This is a genomic window from Mycobacterium paraffinicum (genome assembly GCF_025822865.1).
GTDB classification, from domain to species: Bacteria; Actinomycetota; Actinomycetes; order Mycobacteriales; family Mycobacteriaceae; genus Mycobacterium; species Mycobacterium paraffinicum.
The window spans coordinates 171,674-192,317 of the sequence record NZ_JACKUR010000027.1; the positions used below are offsets into that span (position 1 = coordinate 171,674).

General features: G+C 66.3%; 19 protein-coding genes and 1 tRNA gene. 1 reads left to right on the forward strand and 19 read right to left on the reverse strand.

All coding sequences use genetic code 11. The features are described 5' to 3' along the window. From atpA to argS, 17 genes are all read right to left on the reverse strand, one after another. Entirely contained in the window at positions 1-1,677 is a 1,677-nt protein-coding gene (gene atpA, locus H7J89_RS18515; protein WP_067739058.1) for a F0F1 ATP synthase subunit alpha, read from the reverse strand. 57 nt (positions 1,678-1,734) lie between these two features. After that, positions 1,735-3,075, reverse strand: a complete 1,341-nt coding sequence (locus H7J89_RS18520) for a F0F1 ATP synthase subunit B/delta (RefSeq protein ID WP_264045363.1) — start codon at positions 3,073-3,075, stop codon at positions 1,735-1,737. Positions 3,076-3,081: 6 nt separating this feature from the next. Continuing rightward, positions 3,082-3,615: a F0F1 ATP synthase subunit B gene (locus H7J89_RS18525; RefSeq protein ID WP_264045365.1), complete on the reverse strand. Its 534-nt coding sequence runs from the start codon at positions 3,613-3,615 to the stop codon at positions 3,082-3,084. A 9-nt stretch (positions 3,616-3,624) separates the two neighbouring features. Then, positions 3,625-3,873 (reverse strand): F0F1 ATP synthase subunit C, encoded by a 249-nt coding sequence (locus tag H7J89_RS18530; RefSeq protein WP_024636915.1) that lies wholly within the window; start codon positions 3,871-3,873, stop codon positions 3,625-3,627. An 84-nt stretch (positions 3,874-3,957) separates the two neighbouring features. Further along, entirely contained in the window at positions 3,958-4,713 is a 756-nt protein-coding gene (gene atpB / locus H7J89_RS18535) for a F0F1 ATP synthase subunit A (protein ID WP_067202211.1), read from the reverse strand. Then, a complete protein-coding gene (locus H7J89_RS18540; protein ID WP_264045369.1) occupies positions 4,706-5,200 on the reverse strand; it encodes an ATP synthase subunit I in 495 nt (164 codons plus the stop codon). The genes atpB and H7J89_RS18540 overlap by 8 nt, the downstream gene beginning before the upstream one ends. Positions 5,201-5,418: 218 nt before the next feature. Then, the gene (locus H7J89_RS18545) at positions 5,419-6,636 is read right to left on the reverse strand and encodes a glycosyltransferase family 4 protein (RefSeq protein WP_264046070.1); all 1,218 of its coding nucleotides are present in this window, start codon (positions 6,634-6,636) and stop codon (positions 5,419-5,421) included. A gap of 25 nt (positions 6,637-6,661) precedes the next feature. Further along, positions 6,662-7,321, reverse strand: coding sequence for an L-threonylcarbamoyladenylate synthase (locus tag H7J89_RS18550; RefSeq protein WP_264045370.1), 660 nt, complete (start codon positions 7,319-7,321; stop codon positions 6,662-6,664). Continuing rightward, on the reverse strand, positions 7,318-8,166 hold the full coding sequence (prmC, locus tag H7J89_RS18555; RefSeq protein WP_264045373.1) for a peptide chain release factor N(5)-glutamine methyltransferase: 849 nt from the start codon (positions 8,164-8,166) through the stop codon (positions 7,318-7,320). The genes H7J89_RS18550 and prmC overlap by 4 nt, the downstream gene beginning before the upstream one ends. After that, complete coding sequence (gene prfA / locus H7J89_RS18560; protein ID WP_264045375.1) at positions 8,163-9,236, reverse strand: peptide chain release factor 1; 1,074 nt, start codon at positions 9,234-9,236, stop codon at positions 8,163-8,165. The genes prmC and prfA overlap by 4 nt, the downstream gene beginning before the upstream one ends. 103 nt (positions 9,237-9,339) lie before the next feature. Continuing rightward, entirely contained in the window at positions 9,340-9,576 is a 237-nt protein-coding gene (gene rpmE / locus H7J89_RS18565) for a 50S ribosomal protein L31 (protein ID WP_067202335.1), read from the reverse strand. A 188-nt stretch (positions 9,577-9,764) separates the two neighbouring features. Then, positions 9,765-11,603 carry a transcription termination factor Rho gene (gene rho / locus H7J89_RS18570; protein WP_264045377.1) on the reverse strand — a complete coding sequence of 613 codons (1,839 nt, stop codon included), beginning with the start codon at positions 11,601-11,603 and terminating at the stop codon, positions 9,765-9,767. Between the two features lie 267 nt (positions 11,604-11,870). Next, complete coding sequence (thrB, locus tag H7J89_RS18575) at positions 11,871-12,806, reverse strand: homoserine kinase (protein ID WP_264046073.1); 936 nt, start codon at positions 12,804-12,806, stop codon at positions 11,871-11,873. A 40-nt stretch (positions 12,807-12,846) separates the two neighbouring features. Further along, a complete protein-coding gene (thrC, locus tag H7J89_RS18580) occupies positions 12,847-13,929 on the reverse strand; it encodes a threonine synthase (RefSeq protein ID WP_264045379.1) in 1,083 nt (360 codons plus the stop codon). Further along, complete coding sequence (locus tag H7J89_RS18585; protein ID WP_264045381.1) at positions 13,926-15,251, reverse strand: homoserine dehydrogenase; 1,326 nt, start codon at positions 15,249-15,251, stop codon at positions 13,926-13,928. Before H7J89_RS18585 ends, thrC begins: the two co-directional genes overlap by 4 nt. A 3-nt stretch (positions 15,252-15,254) precedes the next feature. Continuing rightward, on the reverse strand, positions 15,255-16,673 hold the full coding sequence (lysA, locus tag H7J89_RS18590; protein ID WP_264045383.1) for a diaminopimelate decarboxylase: 1,419 nt from the start codon (positions 16,671-16,673) through the stop codon (positions 15,255-15,257). Beyond that, entirely contained in the window at positions 16,670-18,322 is a 1,653-nt protein-coding gene (gene argS / locus H7J89_RS18595) for an arginine--tRNA ligase (RefSeq protein WP_264045385.1), read from the reverse strand. Before argS ends, lysA begins: the two co-directional genes overlap by 4 nt. A 115-nt stretch (positions 18,323-18,437) precedes the next feature. Between argS and H7J89_RS18600 the strand changes: the two genes are divergently transcribed. After that, a tRNA-Arg gene (locus H7J89_RS18600) sits at positions 18,438-18,510 on the forward strand. A 75-nt stretch (positions 18,511-18,585) separates the two neighbouring features. Here the strand turns inward: H7J89_RS18600 and H7J89_RS18605 are convergent. Then, positions 18,586-18,807 (reverse strand): site-specific integrase, encoded by a 222-nt coding sequence (locus H7J89_RS18605; RefSeq protein ID WP_372513797.1) that lies wholly within the window; start codon positions 18,805-18,807, stop codon positions 18,586-18,588. A 31-nt stretch (positions 18,808-18,838) separates the two neighbouring features. Next, positions 18,839-20,605 carry a GNAT family N-acetyltransferase gene (locus H7J89_RS18610; RefSeq protein WP_264045387.1) on the reverse strand — a complete coding sequence of 589 codons (1,767 nt, stop codon included), beginning with the start codon at positions 20,603-20,605 and terminating at the stop codon, positions 18,839-18,841. Positions 20,606-20,644: the final 39 nt, after the last annotated feature.

A 20,644-nucleotide genomic window follows, 5' to 3' on the forward strand; every position in this document is an offset into this window, starting at 1 on the left:
CTACTTCTTGTCCTTGCCGCTCTTGGAGTCCTTCTTGTCCTTCGGCTTCTCCTTCTTGACCTGGACCGACTCCTTTTCGAGATCTTCCTCGTCCAGAGGTTCGACGTGCTCGTCGGGCACCACCGATCCGCCGCCCGTGGCCGCGAATCCCTTCTTGAACTTGTTGATGATCTCGGTCAGCTGGTTTTCGCCCTCTTCGGAGAGCTTTCCGCTGTCGCGGATACCGGCCAGAAACTTCTCTTCCGATGCCCGCATGTGGTCCAGCAACTCGGTTTCGAAGCGCCTGACGTCCTCGACCGGCACGGAGTCCAGGTGACCGCCCGTGCCCAGGAAGATCGAGACCACCTGCTCCTCGACCGGCATGGGCTGGTACTGCGGTTGCTTGAGCAGTTCGACCAGCCGTTCACCGCGCTCCAGCTGCGCCTTGGAGGTGGCGTCCAGGTCCGAAGCGAAGGCCGCGAACGATTCCAGTTCGCGGTACTGCGACAGGTCCAGACGCAGCGAGCCGGCCACCTCTTTCATGGCCTTGATCTGCGCCGCACCGCCCACGCGAGACACCGACACACCGACGTTGATGGCCGGCCGCACACCCTGGTTGAACAGGTCGGACTCCAGGAAGCACTGGCCGTCGGTGATCGAGATGACGTTGGTCGGGATGTAGGCCGAGATGTCGTTGGCCTTGGTCTCGATGATCGGCAGACCGGTCAGCGAGCCGCCCCCGAGTTCGTCGGAGAGCTTCGCGCAGCGCTCCAGCAGCCGCGAATGCAGGTAGAACACGTCACCGGGGTACGCCTCGCGGCCCGGCGGGCGGCGCAGCAGCAGTGAGATCGCGCGGTACGCCTCGGCCTGCTTGCTCAGGTCGTCGAAGACGATCAGCACGTGCTTGCCGTCGTACATCCAGTGCTGGGCGATTGCCGAACCCGTGTACGGCGCAAGCCATTTGAAGCCGGCGGAGTCCGATGCAGGGGCCGCGACGATGGTGGTGTAGTCCATCGCGCCGCCCTCTTCGAGCGCACGCCGCACCGACGCGATGGTCGTGCCCTTCTGCCCGATCGCCACGTATACGCAGCGGACCTGCTTCTTTTCGTCGCCGCTCTCCCAGTTCTCCCGCTGGTTGAGGATGGTGTCGACGCACACCGCGGTCTTGCCGGTCTTGCGGTCGCCGATGATCAGCTGCCGCTGGCCGCGTCCGATCGGCGTCATCGCGTCGATGGCCTTGATGCCGGTCTGTAGCGGCTCGCTGACGCTTTGCCGCTGCACCACGGACGGCGCCTGGATCTCCAGGGCGCGCCGGATGTCGGTGTCGATGTCTCCCCGACCGTCGATGGGGTGGCCGAGCGGATTGACGACGCGGCCCAGGAATGCGTCGCCGACGGGGACGGACAGGACCTCGCCGGTGCGCTTGACCTGTTGGCCCTCTTCGATCTTCTCGAAGTCGCCGAGGATCACCGCGCCGACGCTGTGCTCGTCGAGGTTCAGTGCGACGCCGAGGACCCCGCCGGGAAACTCGAGCAGTTCCTGGGTCATGACGGAGGGCAAGCCTTCGACGTGCGCGATGCCGTCCCCGGCGTCGACTACGGTACCGACCTCTTCGCGGGAGGTGTCGGAGGCGAAAGAGCCTACGTACTCCTCGACGGCGCTCTGGATGTCATCAGCGGAGATTGTCAACTCGGCCATGGCTTTTCGTCTTCCTACTTGATCTTCGTTCGCGTGTGCTTGTGCTGCTTGATGGTGTCAGTCGGGCAATTGAGCCTTTGCCGCGGCAAGGCGAGAAGCGAGTGTCCCGTCAATCACTTCGTCGGCCACGGAGATTTGCAGGCCGCCGAGCAGTTCGTCGGTGATCTGCAGTTGCACCGTCACCGGATGACCGTAGATACGGCCGAGCACGTCGGTGAGGCGAGATCGCTGGGCGTCGCTGAGTTCGGCCGCCGCGCTGACTTGCGCGACGATCTCGCCGCGGCGTGCCACCGCAACTTCCACCAAGAACTGGATGGCCTCCTCGGCCGACTCGCCCCGGAGCAATTGCACCGTGTGGGTCAGCAGCGACACCACGATCGGATTGACCCTGCCGCTCGCGCTGTCAAGGACCTTGCGCAGCAGGCCGATCCGGCCTTCGATCGGCACGGCGAAGTCGCCCAACAGGATAGCGAGTCGCGGCTGCGTGTCCAGGATGCGGGAGAAGCGGAACAACTGGTCTTCCACCTCGTCGACCTTGTTCTCACGCTCGGCGACTTCGAGCAACGCCTGCCGCGAGATGTGCTCGATCGCGGCGGCCAGATCGGAATTGGCCGACCAGCGCTCCGACACCGCCAACCGCAAGACATCGAGCGTCGCGTCGGCGACTTTCCCGGAAACCAGCCGCTCGATCAAGCGGACCCTTGGTGCCGCGTCCTCGGCCGGCACCGTCAGGTACCGGGTGACAACGATCTCGCGGTCCAGCATTTCGGCGACCGATACGAGCTCGCCGGACACAGTCGAAAGCGCTTTGTTGTCAAGGTCTTTGGCTATGTCGCTGAACCGCTCCACCAGACTGGCCACCGCCACCCGACTGGCGGAGCGCATCTTGGACAGCAGCGGATACTGGACTTCTGCGGGTGCTGGCGCCATCGCCTCGAGGTCGTCCAGGAACCGATCGACGGTACCCGCTTGTTGCGCGGGGTCGGCTACGTAGTTGCGCACCAACTCGCCCGCCTGCCGCACCGCCTCGTGACCGAGTTCCAGGCGAAGCTGGCGGCTCAGCTGAGTGCGCAGCAGGTCGGCCTGGCGGGCACCCTGTGCGGTGATGCGTTCGGACTCGACGCCGGCCTGGGTCCGGAACTGTTCGGCGATGCGGCCGGCGTCCGTCTGGGCTTCTTCGACGAGCCGCTCGGCTTCGGTCTTGGCGGATTCCACCGCCTCGCTGTGGGCCGTGGTCGACTCGCTCAACCGATCTGCCGCTGCCGCAGAGTCTTTCAGCTGCTGGCGCACGGTCTCTTGACGGGCGGCCATCAGACGACGCACCGGCGGCACGACGTACCGCACGACCAAGAGCACGATGGCCGCGAAACCGATCAACTGCCCGATGAATGTCGACATACGCGATTACCGTCCAGATTTCCCGGTTGCAGACGTGGCCGCGGTGGCCGGGGCCACCTCGATACCGAGGATCCGGCTCGCCAGCGTCGCCGACATGGTCGCCACGTTGGCGCGCAGATCCAGCTCCACGGCGTCTCTCTCCCGCTTCAGTTGCTCGGAAGCCATTTGCAGCGTTGACATCACCTGCTGCTCGGCACTGGCGCGCGCGTCTTCGACAACCTTACGGCCCTCGGCGCGGGCATTGTCGCGCAGCGACGACGCCTCCACCCGGGCCTCCTTCAGGGCTTCCTCATAGTCGGCCTTGGCGGCGTCGAACTGCTCGGTCGCCTTCTTGTTGTCGGCGGCCGTCTTGGCAACCATGTTGTCGCGCTCGCGCAACACTCGCATGACCGGCGGCACCACGAAGGTGCCGATGACGGCCAGCACGATCAGGAAGATGGCCAGCACGAAGAAGAACGTGCCGTTGGGAACGAGGAAGTTGTTGCCTCCCTCGGCCATCACCTGGCTGGATGCCAAAACGCTCAGACTCGCGTCACCCATCACAGCGAATTAGGTGCCGACGGGTGTGGCGAAGACGAACAGCGCCATGAAGGCCAGGTTGATGAAGTAGGCGGCCTCGACCAGACCGACGGTGATGAAGAACGGCGTGAACAGCCGACCTTGCGCCTCGGGCTGCCGGGCGATGCCGGAGACCAGCGCGTTACCGGCGATACCGTCACCGATACCGGCGCCGATCGCGCCACCGCCCATGATGAGTCCACCGCCGATGAGCGCAGCGGCAGCGACTTGGGGGTCCAGAGCCATTCTTATCCTCCTTGATAGCTGGTAGCGGTCTACCAGGCCTCTGTAATGGTGTGTGGGACAAAGCGATTCATGGTGGGCTCAGTCATGATGTTCCTCGATCTCCATGGCTTGGCTGAAGTAGAGGATCGTCAAGATCGAGAAGATGAACGCCTGGATCGCCCCGACGAAAAGGTCGAAGGCCTTCCAGATCGCGTTGGGTGCCCACATGATGTACGGCGGGAAGAGCGCGATCAGCGCAACCAGGATGCCGCCGGCGAAGATGTTGCCGAAAAGTCGGAGTGACAACGAGATCGGCTTGGCGAGCTCTTCGACGAGGTTGATCGGCGCCAGGAACGCCACGTGGCCCTTGAGCACAGCAAGCGGGTGGCCGACGATGCCGCGGCGCCAGATGCCCGCCACGTGGTAGCAGACGAACACGAAGAGTGCCAGGGCCAGAACGTAGTTGATGTCTGCGGCCGCCGACTTCAGCAGCTCTGTGGTGTGCCCGGACTTGTCGGTGTACTGCAGCGGGAGCACCGACAACCAGTTGGAGATCAGGATGAACACGAAGATCGTGACGGCCAGCGGCAACACGAAAGGCGCGATCCGCATCCCGACCGCGGCCTCGATCTGATCGCGCATCTGAACGGTGATGGCCTCCCAGAACAACTGCACACCGCTGGGGACCCCGGTGGAGGTGATCTTCGCCCGCAGGAAGAAGGCCAGTGCCAGCACGATCACGGCGGCGATCGCGGTCGACAGGATCGTGTCGGTGTTGACGGTCAGCCCGAGCCACTTGGCCTGGTTGTGCTCCCCAACCTCGATCGCGGCGGCCAGGAACGTCGTCTCAGTCATCGCTGCTGCCTCTTCCTTCCGTTCCTTCCGATCCCGCGGTCACGCCGCCTCCGTCCGAGGGATGGGCGTCCGCCCAGTCACCGGCGCGCAGCTTCTTCCACACCGGAAGCGCCGTCGATGCCACCAACAAGACCTGGAAAAGCGCCAGCCCGAACACGACACCCAGGCCGGCGGGCCGGAAAATGTAGGCGATGATCAGCCCGATGATCGTGATAATGGCCAGCCGGGTAGCGGAATTGAGCGCCATCGTGCTTTTCAGCGGGTGATCTTTCGCGGTGATCGACGCGACCGAACGACGCACCAGAAGGGCGTTGAGCAAACCGAGCAGCAACCCGACGCCGAAAAACACCCCGACCATCAGGTGGCCGGTCAAGCCGGCGGCGACGACTGCCACTGCAGTGACCGCAATGCTGAGGACGAACAGGCGGACCGGGCGGAACGCAACAGAGGGAAACACCAACGGCGCGTCCTGCGCTGGTGTCGTCACTGCAGCACCTCAATCCCAAGTTGGTGGAGCGGGAGTCCCCCGACCGACTGATCGGTGGCCCGCCGAGCGTATCGCACGTCACAGTGGAATCACCCAAGGGGTATGTCCCGACGTGAGTCCCCAACCGACCCAACCGGATCTGCGTCCGATGGACCGGCGTTCTGTGCGGCTTTTTGGGGTTCTACCTGCACCGTACCATACTGCGAACGCCACTACTACTAGCTGTCGTAGTCCTCGTCTTCGTACTCGTCCCGCCGGCGCATGAGCGGGATCGCAGTCGCGACGCCGGCGACCACGATCGCGCCCAGCATCACCGCGGCGGTATCGCGGGGATTGAAGAAAATCGTGCTGGCGGCGCCGAACGCGACGATGCCGACCCACAGGTAGATCAGCAACACCACCCGGCGATGGGAATGACCGATCTGCAGCAAGCGGTGGTGCAGGTGCATCTTGTCGGGGCTGAACGCGCTGCGGCCCGCGCGGGTGCGGCGCACGATCGCCAGCAGCAAATCAAGCATCGGCACGAACATGACGGCGACCACCAGCAGGAACGGCGACAGCAGCGCGAACACGTCGCGCGCACCATAGGCGTTTTGCGAGACGGGGCCGGCGGCCGTGGTGGAGGCCGCGGCGAGCATCAGGCCGATCAGCATGGAGCCCGAATCACCCATGAAGATCTTGGCGCGGTGAAAGTTATGCGGCAGGAAGCCCAGACAGGCCCCCGCGAGCACCACGGAGATCACGGCGGGCGGATAGAAGAGGACATCGCCGCCGTGGTCGCGCAGCAGGCCGACCGAGAACATGCAGATCGCGAGCGCGGTGATCAGTCCGAGCCCGGCGGCCAGTCCGTCGAGTCCGTCGACGAAGTTCATCGCGTTGACGATCGACACCGTGAGCGCCAGCGTGAGCAGGATCGACGAGGCCTGGTCCAGCACGATGGTGCCGACACCGCCGATCGGGATGTAGAGGACGCTCCAGGCCACGCCCATGGTGACCAGCACGCTGGCCGCGGTGATCTGGCCGGCGAACTTGGTCAGGGCGTCGAGCCCCCAACGATCGTCGATGAGGCCGATGCCCATGATCACCGCGCCGGCCACCAGCACCGCCGGCATACCCGTCGAATAGACGAACCCGCGAGTGAGCGCCGGAAGCTGGGACGCCAGGAAGACGGCCGAGAGGACGCCGAGGAACATCGCCAGCCCGCCCATGCGCGGCGTCGGGGTGACGTGTACGTCGCGTTCCCGCGGATAGGCGACCGCGCCCAGCCGGGTGGCGAGCACGCGCACGGGACCGGTCGCGAAATAGGTGATGATCGCGGCGGTCAGTCCAACGAGTGCAAGCTCGCGAAGCGGGACACCGGTGCCGCGGTCGCCCAGGGCGAGCAAACCACTGGCAAGGTTGGTTACGTCGCTGGACACGTCGCGACCGTACTGCACCAACCTGGCAAGAGAACCGCTCGGGTTAGGCCTGGGTGGTCAGGCTTTGGGGGTCCACCCCGAGCACTTCCGCGACCCGTTCGGTGCTCACGGGGCCGGGCCGCAGGATCCGCGGGGCGGAACCGGTGAGGTCGACGATCGTGGAAGCGGCCTGCTGCTCGGCCGTGCCCGCGTCGAGATAGACGTCGACGAGATCGCCGAGTTGACTACGGGCCTCGTCGGCATCCACCGCGGGCGGACGGCCGGACACATTCGCGCTGGACACCGCCATGGGCCCGACTTCGCGCAACAGCTCGATGGCGACCGGGTGCAGCGGCATCCGCAGCATCACGGTGCCGCGTGCGTCGCCGAGGTCCCACTGCAGCGACGGCGCCTGCGTCACCACCAGGCTCAGCGCCCCCGGCCAGAATGCGCGGATCAGGTCGCGGGCCCCGTCCGGCATGGTGTAGACGAGACCCTCGATGGTGTGCCACGAGCCGACCAGCACTCCGACCGGCATGTCCCGGCCCCGCCCCTTCGCCGACAGCAGGGCGCCCACCGCGGCGCTGTTGAAAGCGTCGGCGCCGATGCCGTAGACGGTGTCGGTCGGCATGACGACCAATCGGCCACCCTTGAGCGCCCCTGCCGCCGAGGCGATTCCGCGCGAACGTTGGTCGGGATCGGCGCAGTCGAAGACTTCAGTCATCCGCGCCGCCCCTTTCTGCGCGCTGTTACGAATCTCGGCCGGCCGGCCAAGTCGTGGCGGGCCGTGACATCGTCGAAAAGCCCCGTCTCACAAACCAACTCGGCGGTTTGCGGCGACGTCGTGTCATCATGTTCGACGGCAAAGATGCCGCCCGGGCGAAGCCAGCGTCCGGCCAGGCCGACGATGGGACCGATCACCGCCATCCCGTCCGGGCCGCCGAACACCGCGTGGTGTGGGTCGTGTTGGGCGACTTCGGGTTCCACCGCCGCGGCATCGGGAACGTAGGGCGGATTGGCCACCACCAAGTCGACTCCGCCGTCCAGTTCGGGAAGCAGTCCGCGGGCTGTGACGTCGGCCTGCAGCAGTTCGACCGGGGTGCCCGCCGCGTTGCGGCGCGCGTACTCGAGGGCCGTCCCGGAGTCATCGATGCCGATGATCCGCGCCGTGGGGTGGTGCTGGGCCAGTGCCACCGCCAATGCGCCTGAACCGGTGCACAGATCGACGATGACAGGCCGGGTGGGGAGGCGCTGTCCGGTCACCCACGCCAAGAGGGCTTCGGTTTCCGGGCGCGGGATGAAGACGCCAGGGCCGACCTGCAGCATCAGCGGCCCGAACGCGGCTGCACCGGTGAGATGCTGCAACGGCACCCGCCGGGAGCGTGCGGCCACCACGGCGCGGTAACGACCGAGGAAATCGTCGCCGGGCGACTCGAGCAAGGCCAGCCGACCGCGCTCGGTACCCGTCAGGTGCGCGGCCAGCTCCTCGGCATCCCAACGGGCGGAGTCGATTCCCGCTTCGGCGAGCGTCGCCGTAGCGGAGTCGATCGCGCGCCGCACGACACTCATGCCTGTTGCAACCGGGACTGTCTGTCGGCGGCGCCCAACGCGTCGAACATCGCGTCCAGGTCGCCGTCCAGTACTTGATCGAGATTGTGTGCCTTGTAACCGATTCGGTGGTCGGTGATCCGGTTCTCCGGGAAGTTGTAGGTGCGAATGCGTTCGCTGCGGTCGACGGTCCGGATCTGGCTGGCCCTATCGGCCGACGCGTCTGCCAGCGCCTGCTCTTCGGCCAATGCCTGCAGGCGGGCGGCCAGCACCTGCAACGCACGCGTCTTGTTCTGCAGCTGCGAGCGTTCGTTCTGACACGTGACCACGATGCCGGTCGGCAGGTGCGTGATTCGCACCGCTGAATCGGTGGTGTTCACCCCCTGCCCGCCCTTGCCGGACGAGCGGTACACGTCGATGCGCAGATCCGACTCGTCGATCTGCACCTCGCCCACTTCCTCGGGTTCGGGATATACCAGTACGCCCGCCGCCGAAGTATGTACGCGGCCTTGCGATTCCGTCACGGGAACGCGCTGCACCCGGTGCACCCCGCCCTCGAACTTCATGCGGGACCACACTCCGTCGGCCGAGTCGCCCTTGCTGGCGATCGACAGCGTCGCGTCCTTATAGCCACCGAGGTCCGACGTGGTTTCGTCCAGCACGGTCACGTTCCAGCCGTGCCGCTCGGCATAGCGGATGTACATCCTGGCCAGATCCGCCGCGAACAAAGCCGATTCCTCGCCGCCCTCACCGGATTTGACCTCGAGCACGATGTCGTCGGCGTCATGCGGGTCGCGCGGGGCCAGCATGTCGGTCAGTTGGGTGTCCAATTCGGCGACCCGTGATTCCAGTTCGGTCACCTCATCGGCGAACGACTCGTCGTCGGCTGCCAACTCGCGCGCCGCCTCCAGATCACCGCGCGCCGACTCCAACTTGCGATGCGTGGCGACGATCGGGGCCAATCGGGCGAACCGGCGGCCGGCTTTGCGCGCCTCGGCGGGATTGCTGTGCAGGTCGGGATCCGCCAGCCGTTGCTCGAGCTCGGCGTGTTCGGCCAGCAGCACATCAATCGTCTGCACCGGCTGCGTCACGTGTCACCTCCTGCCCCGTTCAGCCCCGCGTTCTCATTTGCCGTGAACGCAAACCGACGCCCGGCCTGTGCTCTCTTGCACAGTTCGGGCGTCGGCAACGCAGCTATTTGTCGGTCTTGTCCGCCGCGGCACCTTTGCGCTTGCCGTAACGCTTCTCGAAGCGCGCTACCCGGCCGCCGCTGTCAAGAATCTTCTGCTTGCCGGTGTAGAACGGGTGGCACTGCGAGCACACCTCGACGACGATGTTGCCGCCCGGCTTGGTGCTGCGGGTCTGGAACGTGTTTCCGCACCCGCAGTGCACGGTGGTTTCCGCGTAAGCGGGATGAATGTCAGATTTCATGCTGTCCTCTTCGATCTTGTCGAGCACCGATTATGCCAGGTCAACCGCTGTTCTCCCAAAACAACGGGGCACCCGTCGGCATTCCCGGCGCTTGGGTTGCGTCGAAACTTAAACCATGGCGGCGCCAGCCGGCGTGTCGCGTACTGATTCAAGTGTCGCGGTGACGACGCGCCGGGGGACGTGGTTGGTTAGTCGTTGTCCATCGATCCCGGTGTGGTCTTGGAGACCTGCACCAGGAACTCGTAGTTGGTCTTCGTCTTGCGCAGCTGCGACATCAGCAGGTCGATGGCCTGGTGGGAGTCCAGACCGGACAGCACGCGGCGCAGCTTGTGCACGATGCCGAACTCGTCCGGCGAAAGCAACAGCTCGTCCTTACGGGTACCGGACGGGTTCACGTCGACCGCCGGGAAGACCCGTCGTTCGGAGATCTTGCGGTCCAGTTTGAGCTCGGCGTTACCGGTGCCCTTGAACTCCTCGAAGATGACCGTGTCACCGGTGGATCCGGTCTCGACCATCGCGGTGGCGATGATCGTCAGCGACCCGCCTTCCTCGATGTTTCGCGCGGCACCCAGGAACCGCTTCGGCGGGTACAGCGCGGTGGAGTCGACACCACCGGACAGGATCCGGCCCGACGCGGGTGACGCGTTGTTGTACGCGCGGCCCAGGCGGGTGATCGAGTCGAGCAGCACCACGACGTCCTTACCCTGCTCAACGAGCCGCTTGGCGCGCTCGATGGCCAGCTCGGCGACCGCCGTGTGGTCCGTGGGCGGCCGGTCGAAGGTCGAGGCGATGACCTCGCCCTTGACGGAGCGCGTCATGTCGGTGACCTCCTCGGGGCGCTCGTCGACGAGCACGACCATGAGGTGGCATTCCGGGTTGTTCTTGGTGATCGCGTTGGCGATGTCCTGCAGGATCGTCGTCTTACCGGCCTTCGGCGGCGACACGATCAGGGCGCGCTGGCCCTTACCGATCGGCATGATCAGGTCGATGACCCGGGTGGTCAGCCGGTCGGGGGTGGTTTCCAGGCGAAGCCGCTGGTTGGGGTAGAGCGGCGTCAGCTTGCTGAAATCCGGTCGCTTTTTCGCGTCCTCAACCGGACCGCCATTGACGCTGTCCAAGCGGACCAGCGGGTTGAACTTCTGGCGCTGGTTGGGCTGTTCGCCGTCCTTCGGCACGCGAACCGCGCCGGTCACCGCGTCGCCGCGGCGCAGGCCGTTCTTGCGCACCATGTTCATGGACACGTAGACGTCGTGCGGACCGGCCAGGTAACCGGAAGTGCGGACGAAAGCGTAATTGTCGAGAACGTCAAGGATGCCGGCGACCGGCTGCACGACGTCGTCCTCGCGAAGTTCGGTGTCGCCGCCCTCGCCGGACCGCTCACCGCGCCGCCTCCGGTCGCGGTCGCGGAAGCGGCGACCACGCCTGCCTCCACGACCCTCGCCGTCCTCGTCCTGCTGGTTCGAGCCGCCACGAGACTGCTGGCCGCCCGAGCCCTGCTGATCACCGCTTTGCTCGCTGCCCGAGTCCTGGCCGCGCTCGTCGCTCTGGTTGTCGCGCTTGCCGCCCTGACGGTTGTGGTCCTCGCCGGTCACATTGGCCTCGCGGTTGCGTGAGCGCTCGCCATCCGCTTCGTCGCCGGTGCGGGCTGATCCCGGCTCGCGGGAGGCGTTGCGCCGTTCGCGGCGGGGCGCCTCGGTTGTCGAACCGTCCTGGTGCTCCTCGCCGGCCGGTACTTCAGCATTGGCGGCGTCGGGCTTGGCGCCGTCCTCGGGGGTGGCAGGGGCGGACGTCCCGTTGGACTGTCCCCTGATTTCCTTTATGGCGGCGATGAGTTCGTTCTTGCGCATGCCCGACGTCCCCTTGACGCCGACCTCGTTAGCCAGCGCGCGCAATTCGGGAAGCACCATGGTCGACAGGGAGCCAACCGTGGCTTTGGTTTTGACATCGGGTGTGTCTGGGGTCACAGCGCTCGGCACCTCGTTGCTGTCGGTGCTCGCGTCAGCCGTGAACAGGTCCGTATCGGTCACGGAGTTCCTTTCTTCCCCCGCTGATCACGTCATCCGGGGGGTTCGTTGCATTCAGCCAAATCGCCGAGTGCGCCCAAATATCGACTCTGCAACGGTGATCGCCTAAATCGGCGGAGTAAGCGGCGAACCTCGTCCACGAGAAGAATTGGTGTTGTCCTAGCGGCAAGGCAGTATGTATGCAGATGCAGATGCTGCGATTGCTGGACGGGTCCGAGGATAGCCCGCATCCTGCCTGGAAGCAAGCAAACCCTCCGGCCACGCTGTGGATCAACCTGGGACTGTGACTCCCGGGCTCCAGCGAACTCCGTCGCCGGCGGTCATCTCAGAAAGGGCAAATCCGTTCGCGGCCCCGTACTCCACCACTTCGGTGGGCAACTCCGGCGCTGTGCTCAGCGCGATCAGTGCCGGACCAGCCCCCGAAAGTGTCGCCGCCACGTTATGACGCCGCATCAGTCGCAAATATTCCGCAGAGGCGGGCATCGCGGGAGCCCGCTGCGGTTGGTGGAGCACATCCTCGGTGGCCGGCATGAGCATGTCCGGGCGTTCGCTCAGCGCTACCACCAGCAAGGCGGCGCGGCTGACGTTGAACCGGGCATCCTCGTGGCTCACCTGGGCGGGCAGCAGCACCCGGGTCTCCGCGGTCAACGAGCGCTCTTGGGGTATCGCGCAATACAGACGGATGTCGGGGTGCAGGCGCACGGACACCGCCGAATACCGGGGACGGTCACCCGAGCGGTCGATCCAGGAGACCACCGCACCACCCAGCACGGCCGCCGCGGCGTTGTCGGGATGACCCTCGAACTCCGAGGACAGCTGGATCAGCTGGGCATGGCTCAGCAGTTCCGAATCCGTCTGCGCTACAAGGCCATTGGCCGCAGCCAGGCCGCCGACCACCGCCGCCGCGGACGAGCCCAGGCCGCGGGAGTGCGGAATGGCATTGCGGCACCGGACCACCAGGCCCGCGGCGCGGACCCCCACGGCCCGCAGCCCGCATTCGACGGCGCGCACCACGAGGTGTTCGGGGCCGCGCGGCACCTGCTCGGCGCTCTCCCCTTCGACCAGCACCACCAGGCCGGAATCCGTTGTCTCCACGACGATCTCGTCGTAGAGGCTCAATGCAAGGCCGATGCTGTCGAAACCGGGACCGAGGTTGGCACTGGACGCCGACACCACGGCGCTCGCCACCAGCCCGGCGGGCAGCATCTGGCTCACGGACAGGCTTTCAGTTCTGACGCGATCGCCACTAGGCCAGCCCCAGCTTCTCGACCACGAGCACCGGATCGACGGGTAGCGGAGAGACGGTCGGCATGTCCCTGAGCGCCGTGTCGGGATCCTTGAGGCCGTTCCCGGTCACCGTGCACACCACGGTCGACCCACGAGCGACCCAGCCGTCGTCAACGGCCTTGAGCAGACCCGCGATGCTGGCCGCCGAGGCGGGCTCGACGAAGACGCCCTCACTTTCGGCCACCAGGTGATACGCCGCGAGAATCTCCTCGTCGGTGGCGGCCAGGAAACGCCCGTTGGACTGCTGCTGCGCGTTGACCGCGGCCGCCCACGACGCGGGCGCGCCGATACGTATCGCGGTCGCGATCGTCTCGGGGTTGCTGACCGGGGCGCCATGCACCAGTGGTGCGGCGCCGGCCGCCTGGGTGCCCAGCATCCGGGGCAGCTTGTCGATCACGCCGTCCTGGTGGTACTCGGTGTAGCCCTTCCAGTACGCGGTGATGTTGCCCGCGTTGCCCACCGGGAGAGCGTGCACGTCCGGTGCGGCGCCCAGCGCGTCGACGATCTCGAACGCCGCCGTCTTCTGACCCTCGATGCGGACCGGGTTGACCGAGTTGACCAACGCGATCGTCGGGAAGTCGGCGGCCATTTTGCGGGCCAGTTCCAGGCAGTCGTCGAAGTTGCCGTCGATCTGGATGATCTTGGCGCCGTGCATGACCGCCTGCGCCAGCTTGCCCATCGCAATCTTGCCCTGCGGGATGAGCACCGCGCAGGTGATGCCGGCACGCGCGGCGTATGCCGCCGCCGACGCCGAGGTATTGCCGGTCGAGGCGCACAACACGGCCTGCTGGCCGCGCGCGAGTGCGTCGGTGACCGCCATGGTCATGCCCCGGTCCTTGAACGAGCCGGTCGGGTTGAGGCCCTCGACCTTGAGGTGGACCGTGCAACCGGTCTTTTCCGAGAGACGAGTCGCCGCGATCAGCGGGGTGCCGCCCTCGAGCAGGGTGACCGGGGTCCAGTCGTCGCCCACCGGCAACCGATCGCGGTACGCCGCGATCAATCCGGGCCATGGTTGGTGCACGGCGGTATGCGGAACGCTCATGAACCTGTCTCTTCCAATCGCAGCACACTCGTGACGCCCTGCACGACGTCCAAATCCGCCAGCGCATCGACGGTTTCGGAGAGCGCGGCGTCGGTGGCGCTGTGGGTGACAACCACGACGCGGGCGCCCACCCGCCGCCCACCCTCGTCGGACACGCCCTCCTGCCGGACCTCGGCGATGCTCACCTCGCGCTTGGCGAATTCGGCCGCCACCGTGGACAACACGCCCGGCTTGTCGGCGACGTTCATGCTGACGTAGTAGCGGGTGTTGATGAAACCCATTGGGGCGATGGGAAGCTGGGCGTACTTGGACTCCTTCGGCCCGCGGCTGCCCAGCACCCGGTTGCGAGCGGCCATCACCAAGTCACCGGTGACAGCGGATGCGGTGGGCGCGCCACCGGCGCCCTGACCGTAGAACATCAGCCGGCCGGCTGCCTTGGCCTCGACCACCACGGCGTTGAACGCCCCGTTGACGGTGGCCAGCGGGTGCGACAGCGGCACCAGCGCCGGATAGACGCGGGCCGAGACCCGTTCCTGTCCATCGTCGCCCGGGATGCGCTCGCAGATGGACAGCAGCTTGATGGTGCAGCCCAAAGAGCGCGCGGAGGCGAAGTCGGCCGGGGTGATTTTGGTGATGCCCTCGCGATAGACGTCGTCGGCGGTGACCCGGGTGTGAAAGGCGATCGATGCCAGAATCGCGGCCTTGGCCGCGGCGTCGTAGCCTTCGACGTCGGCCGTGGGATCGGCCTCGGCGTAGCCCAGCGCGCTCGCCTCGGCCAGGGCGGTCTGGTAGTCGGCGCCGGTGCTGTCCATCGCGGACAGGATGTAGTTGGTGGTGCCGTTGACGATGCCGGCGACCCGCAGCACGGTGTCGCCCGCCAGCGACTGGGTGAGCGGGCGGATGACCGGGATCGCACCCGCGACCGCCGCCTCGAAATACAGGTCGACGTGGGCGTTTTCGGCGGCCTGGGCCAATTCCCCAGTGGAGGTGGCCAACAGCGCCTTGTTCGCCGTAACGACGGATTTACCGTGCTCGAGCGCGCGCAGGATGGCCTTGCGGGCCGGTTCGACCGGCCCCATCAGCTCCAAGACGATGTCGACGTCTTCGCGGGAGACGAGTTCCTCGATGTTGTCGGTGAGCAACTCGATCGGGACACCGCGGTCGGCGGCGACCCGCCGCACTCCGACGCCGCGCAACACCAACGGCGCGCCGACCCGAGCCGCGAGGTCGTCGGCGCTGTCCTCGATGATTCGGACAACTTCGCTTCCGACGTTGCCGAACCCGAGTACCGCTACGCCGACCGGCTTTTCGTCACGGGGCACAGTTCACCTCACTTCCAGACTCAGTAGATCGTCAACCGTCTCGCGGCGCAGGATCAGCCGGGACCGCCCCGCCCGTACCGCCACCACCGCCGGCCGGCAGATCATGTTGTAGCGGCTCGACAGCGAATAGCAGTAGGCGCCGGTCGCCGCGACCCCGAGCAGGTCACCGGGCCGAAGGTCGTCGGGCACCCACGCGTCGCGCACCACGATGTCACCGGTTTCGCAGTGCTTTCCGACAATCCGGGCCAGGGTCGCCGGTGCGTCGCTAGTCCGCGAGACGAGCCGGGCGTCGTACTGCGCGTCGTAGAGCGCGGTGCGGATGTTGTCGCTCATCCCGCCGTCGACGCTGACGTAACGCCGTTGGGCTGTGCTGCTCACGTCGACGTCCTTGACGGTGCCCACCTCGTACAGCGTGATGGTGCCCGGCCCGGCGATGGCACGCCCGGGCTCCACCACCAGCCTCGGAGTGGGCAGCCCCACGGCCGCCGATTCGTTGCCGACGATGGCAGTCAGCTTGGCCGCCAATTCGGCCACCGGGGGCGGGTCGTCAGTTCCCAGGTATGAAATCCCCAGTCCCCCACCGAGATCCACGGTCGAGATCTGCACCGTCTTGCCGACACCGAATTCATCGACGATCTGGTGCAGCAGCCCGATGACGCGATGCGCGGCGACCTCGAAGCCGTCCACGTCAAAGATCTGGGAGCCGATGTGGCTGTGCAGGCCCACCAGCCGCAGGTGATCGGTGGCGAACACCCGGCGCACCGCGGCCATCGCCGCGCCGCTGGCCACCGACAGCCCGAACTTCTGGTCTTCGTGTGCCGTGGAGATGAACTCGTGCGTGTGCGCCTCGACCCCGACGGTGAGCCGGACGTAGACGTCCTGGACGACGCCGGCGTCGGCCGCGATGGCGTCGAGGCGTTCGATTTCGGTCATCGAGTCCAGGACGATGTGCCCAACCGCGACTTTGACAGCCGCGGTCAGCTCCGCAACGGATTTGTTGTTGCCGTGGAAGGTGATCCGCTCCGGCGGGAAGTCGGCGTGCAGCGCGACCGCGAGTTCGCCGCCGGTGGAGACGTCGAGCGAGAGACCTTCCTCATCAACCCAGCGGGCGATCTCGCTGCACAAGAAGGCCTTCGCCGCGTAGCACACGTTTTGCCCACCGCCGAAGGCCGTCGCCAGCTCGCGGCACCGGGAACGGAAGTCGTCCTCGTCGACGACGAACAGCGGGGTGCCGTACTCCTGGGCGAGTTGGGTCACCGGGATTCCAGCGAGGCTGGCCACACCCGTGTCGTCACGAACGATGTTGCGCGGCCACACGTTCGGCGCGAGCAGCAGTAGCTCGTCGGGGGATTGCGGTCGCTGCGGGCTATTGAGGGGCCGAGTCTCTTCGGCGTGCCGCGGACCGGCGGGGTGTACGTTCACATTCGCTCCGGAGCGGTGACACCGAGGATCGTCAGCCCGTTGGCGATGACCTGTCGGGTGGCCTCGCACAGCGCCAGGCGCGCGGTGTGCAGGTCGGTAGGTTGTTCGTCGCCCTGGGGCAGAACCCGGCACGAGTCGTAGAACCGGTGGTAGTCGCCGGCCAGGTCTTCCAGGTAACGGCACACCCGATGCGGTTCCCGCAGGGAAGCAGCCGTTTTCAGCACGCGGGGGAATTCCCCGATGCTGCGCAGCAGGGTGCCCTCCTTGTCGTGGCTGAGCAGCTCGAGATGGCCGGTGTCGGGGATCAGGCCCAGTTCGGCGGCGTTTCGGGCCAGCGCCGACAGCCGCGCATGCGCGTATTGCACGTAGTAGACCGGGTTTTCGTTCGACGCCGACGACCACAGCGCCAGGTCGATGTCGATCGGGGTGTCGACCGAGGAGCGGATCAGGCTGTACCGCGCCGCGTCGACGCCTATCGCCTCGACCAGGTCGTCGAGCGTGATAACGGTTCCGGCCCGCTTGCTCATCCGGACCGGCGCGCCGTCGCGGACCAGGTTCACCATCTGCCCGATGAGGACCTCGACGGTCGCCGGGTCGTCACCGAACGCGGCGGCGACGGCCTTGAGCCGGGCGATGTATCCGTGGTGATCGGCGCCGAGCATGTAGATGCACAAGTCGAAGCCGCGCTGCCGCTTGTCCAGGTAGTAGGCGATGTCACCGGCGATGTAGGCCGGCTTGCCGTCGCTCTTGATCACGACGCGGTCCTTGTCGTCACCAAAAGCGCTGGTGCGCAACCAGGTTGCGCCATCCTTCTCGTAGATGTTGCCGGTCTCGCGCAGCCGGGCGATGGCCTGATCGACGCGGCCGCTGGTGTGCATCGAGTCTTCGTGGGTGTAGACGTCGAAATCGGTGCCGAACTCGTGCAACGACTCTTTGATGTGGGTGAACATCAGGTCGACACCGATTTCGCGGAACGTCTCGTGCATCTCGGCGTCGGGCAGGCTCAGTGCGTCGGGCGCCTTCTGCAGCACCTGCGCGGCGATGTCGTTGATGTAGGCGCCGGCATAGCCGTCCTCGGGCGTTGGTTCACCTTTGGCGGCGGCGATCAGCGAGTTGGCGAAGCGGTCGATCTGGGCACCGTGGTCGTTGAAGTAGTACTCGCGCAGGACGTCCGCGCCCTGGGTGGTCAGGAGCCGGCCCAGCGCGTCGCCGACGGCGGCCCAGCGGGTGCCGCCGATGTGAATGGGCCCGGTGGGGTTGGCCGAGACGAATTCGAGGTTGATCTTGTGGCCGGCCTGCGCGTCGGAGTGACCGAAGGTGTCGCCGGCGTCGATGACGGCGTTGACGATCTTGGCCTGCGCCGAGGCCTCGAGGCGCAGGTTGATGAAGCCGGGACCGGCCACCTCGGCCGAGGCGACACCGTCGGCCTCGGACAGCGCCTCGGCCAGCCATCCGGCCAGTTCACGGGGGTTGGCGCCGACCTTCTTGCCCAGCTGCAGCGCCAGGTTGCTGGCGTAGTCGCCGTGCTCGGGATTGCGGGGCCGCTCCACGGTGACCGTCGCCGGCAACGCGGCAGCATCCAGCAAGTGCTCGACCAGCACCGCGGAGGCGGTGGTCTTGAGCAGCTCAGCGAGGTCAGCGGGGGTCACGAGCGTCCATCCTATTGGCTGAGGTGCCCGCGCCTCGAATCCATTGCGGTGACGAAGCGGCCACCGACATGCGCTAGTCTGGCGAGGCCCAATGGCGCAACACCGAAGTCGTAGCGCCCCCGTAGCTCAGGGGATAGAGCGTCTGCCTCCGGAGCAGAAGGCCGCAGGTTCGAATCCTGCCGGGGGCACTCATGTTCTTGCAGGTCAGACGGTGTTTCGGCTAATGAAAAACGCCGTTTCGGGCCTCAGCGTCACTGAGGATGTCACGACTGTTCCCAAGGTCTTTCCGGCCAGCAAAGCGCGTCGTCCTGGCTAGGGGCGTAGATCCGCGCGGTGGTCGCCGCGTCGGCATGGCCCAGCCAATTCGCGATGACGGCCAGCGGCACGCCGCGCAGGTGCAGCACGGTCCCGCATGAGTGACCGGGCGTCTTGCAGCCGGATCGGTCCCACACCGGCCGCCTTGGCTGGGAGTCGCCCTTAGGCACGCTAGAAACGTTCACCGCGCATAAACCGGACTCAGATGGTGCATTTCAGCCCGACGTGGGCGGCGTGGTACCCGAGCCGGCGATAGAACGCCCGAGCCCTTTCGCGAGCCTCGTCTGTGGTCACCTGCGCCAGCTGTGCCCCGTGTGCTCGGCCGTAGTTGTGTGCCCACTCGACGAGTGCAGTACCAAGACCCTGTGCGCGTTCGGCTTTGGCCACCCGTAATCCCTCGATCTGCAGCCGGGTGGCGCCGCCGCGGGAAAGGCCGGGAATGATCGTCAATTGCACGGTCGCGACGACCATATCGGAACCGTTCAGGACGACTCCGAGATAGTTGGATCGGTTGCGAACGACGATGTCGTAGGCCGCCTCGTAGCGTTCGAGTTCGGCGTCTTCGCGATCCCGACCGAATTCGTCGTCGGAGAGCAGCTGGGCGATCACCCCCACGTGTTCGCGCGTCGCGCGCTGCACACGATATGTGCGGCCCGCTACCCGCAGCAGTCCTCGAACCGAGGACTGCGCCAGTGCCTGTAGGCGCGCCACCAACAGGTCCAGCCACGCCCCCACGTTGGTTCGTGCCTCAGCGGTATCCGGGTAGCGGCATCGCAGATGTAGCCCGGACTCGTCCTGGATGAACCAGAGCATGACGCCGTCGGTATCAAGGCTCGCGCTCACATACTGGGCGTCGAGTCCGACCGAGTCGATGCGCACCGGAAGTCTGCTTTGGTCCAGCCAGGAAATCGCGAACATGCCGGGCGCGATGGGCATTCCACCCCACGGAGCCAGTACGTCGGCCAGTGGCCAGGAACCAAGCTGCACGGCTTCTTTGACGGCGGCGGCCGCGGCGTGCGGCTCGGCAACCGCCGACTCCAGGACCGAATTGGTGATGAACCAGCCCACCGAGTCGTGCCATTTGTCTTCAAATCGGCTGTGCACGGGGAAGACCGCGCGCAGCGACACCCCGGCCAACTCGCGGGTCACCGCAGTCATGGCGACCACAGCGAGTGCCAGCGTCGAGACACCGTCGTCACGCGCCTGCGCGGCGAATGCGGCGCCGTCATCGACGTCGAACACGTCACGCACTTCAACGCGTTCCGGATGCGGCGTGGACTCACCCAACGGCAGCGGAAACCGTGGCATCACCCCACCGCTGTCGCTGACGATTTGTGCCCATCGCGCGCGCACGCGTTCCGGTGCCGCGGGACGGTCCAACAGTGCTTGCGTGTGCACGACAAATGCCGGCGGCGGCTGCAGCGACGACGTACGTCCGATCCGCGCGTCGGCGAGCATCGACAACAGGTCCCGGGCAATCACCAGCATTGACCACATGTCCACGTGGGCGTGGTCGGCAGCGATCACCACCGTCAATCCGGCGGCAGTCTCCAGCACACACAATCGATGTGAGGGCCGCTGATACGGCGAGCACGTCGCGTTGAGAACTACTCGCAGTGCGTCGTTGACCGCCTGGCCCGGAGTGATCTCATGCTCTACCCACCTGCCTGGGTGAATATCGATCTCATTGAGCTGCGGATCGCCGTCCGCCCCGAGTGTGAATGCCGTTCGTAGGGTGCCGTGGCGGGCGATCACAGCCAGCCAGGCATCGGCCAACGATTGGCGGCTCACCCCCGCCGGCAACCGAATGGACAGAGCCATCCAGGAGCCGGGTCGTTCGCCCGCACCAACGTGTATGCGCTGGTCGAAAGACACCGGGAGCTGGCGACCGAGGTCAGACACCGACACGTCGTAGCCCCAGAGTCGTCCAAAGGGCAACCGCAGGTGCGCCACGTTCGTCAGCCGCATGGCGGTACCCTAACGCCCCGGTTAGCCTGAATGCTCGGT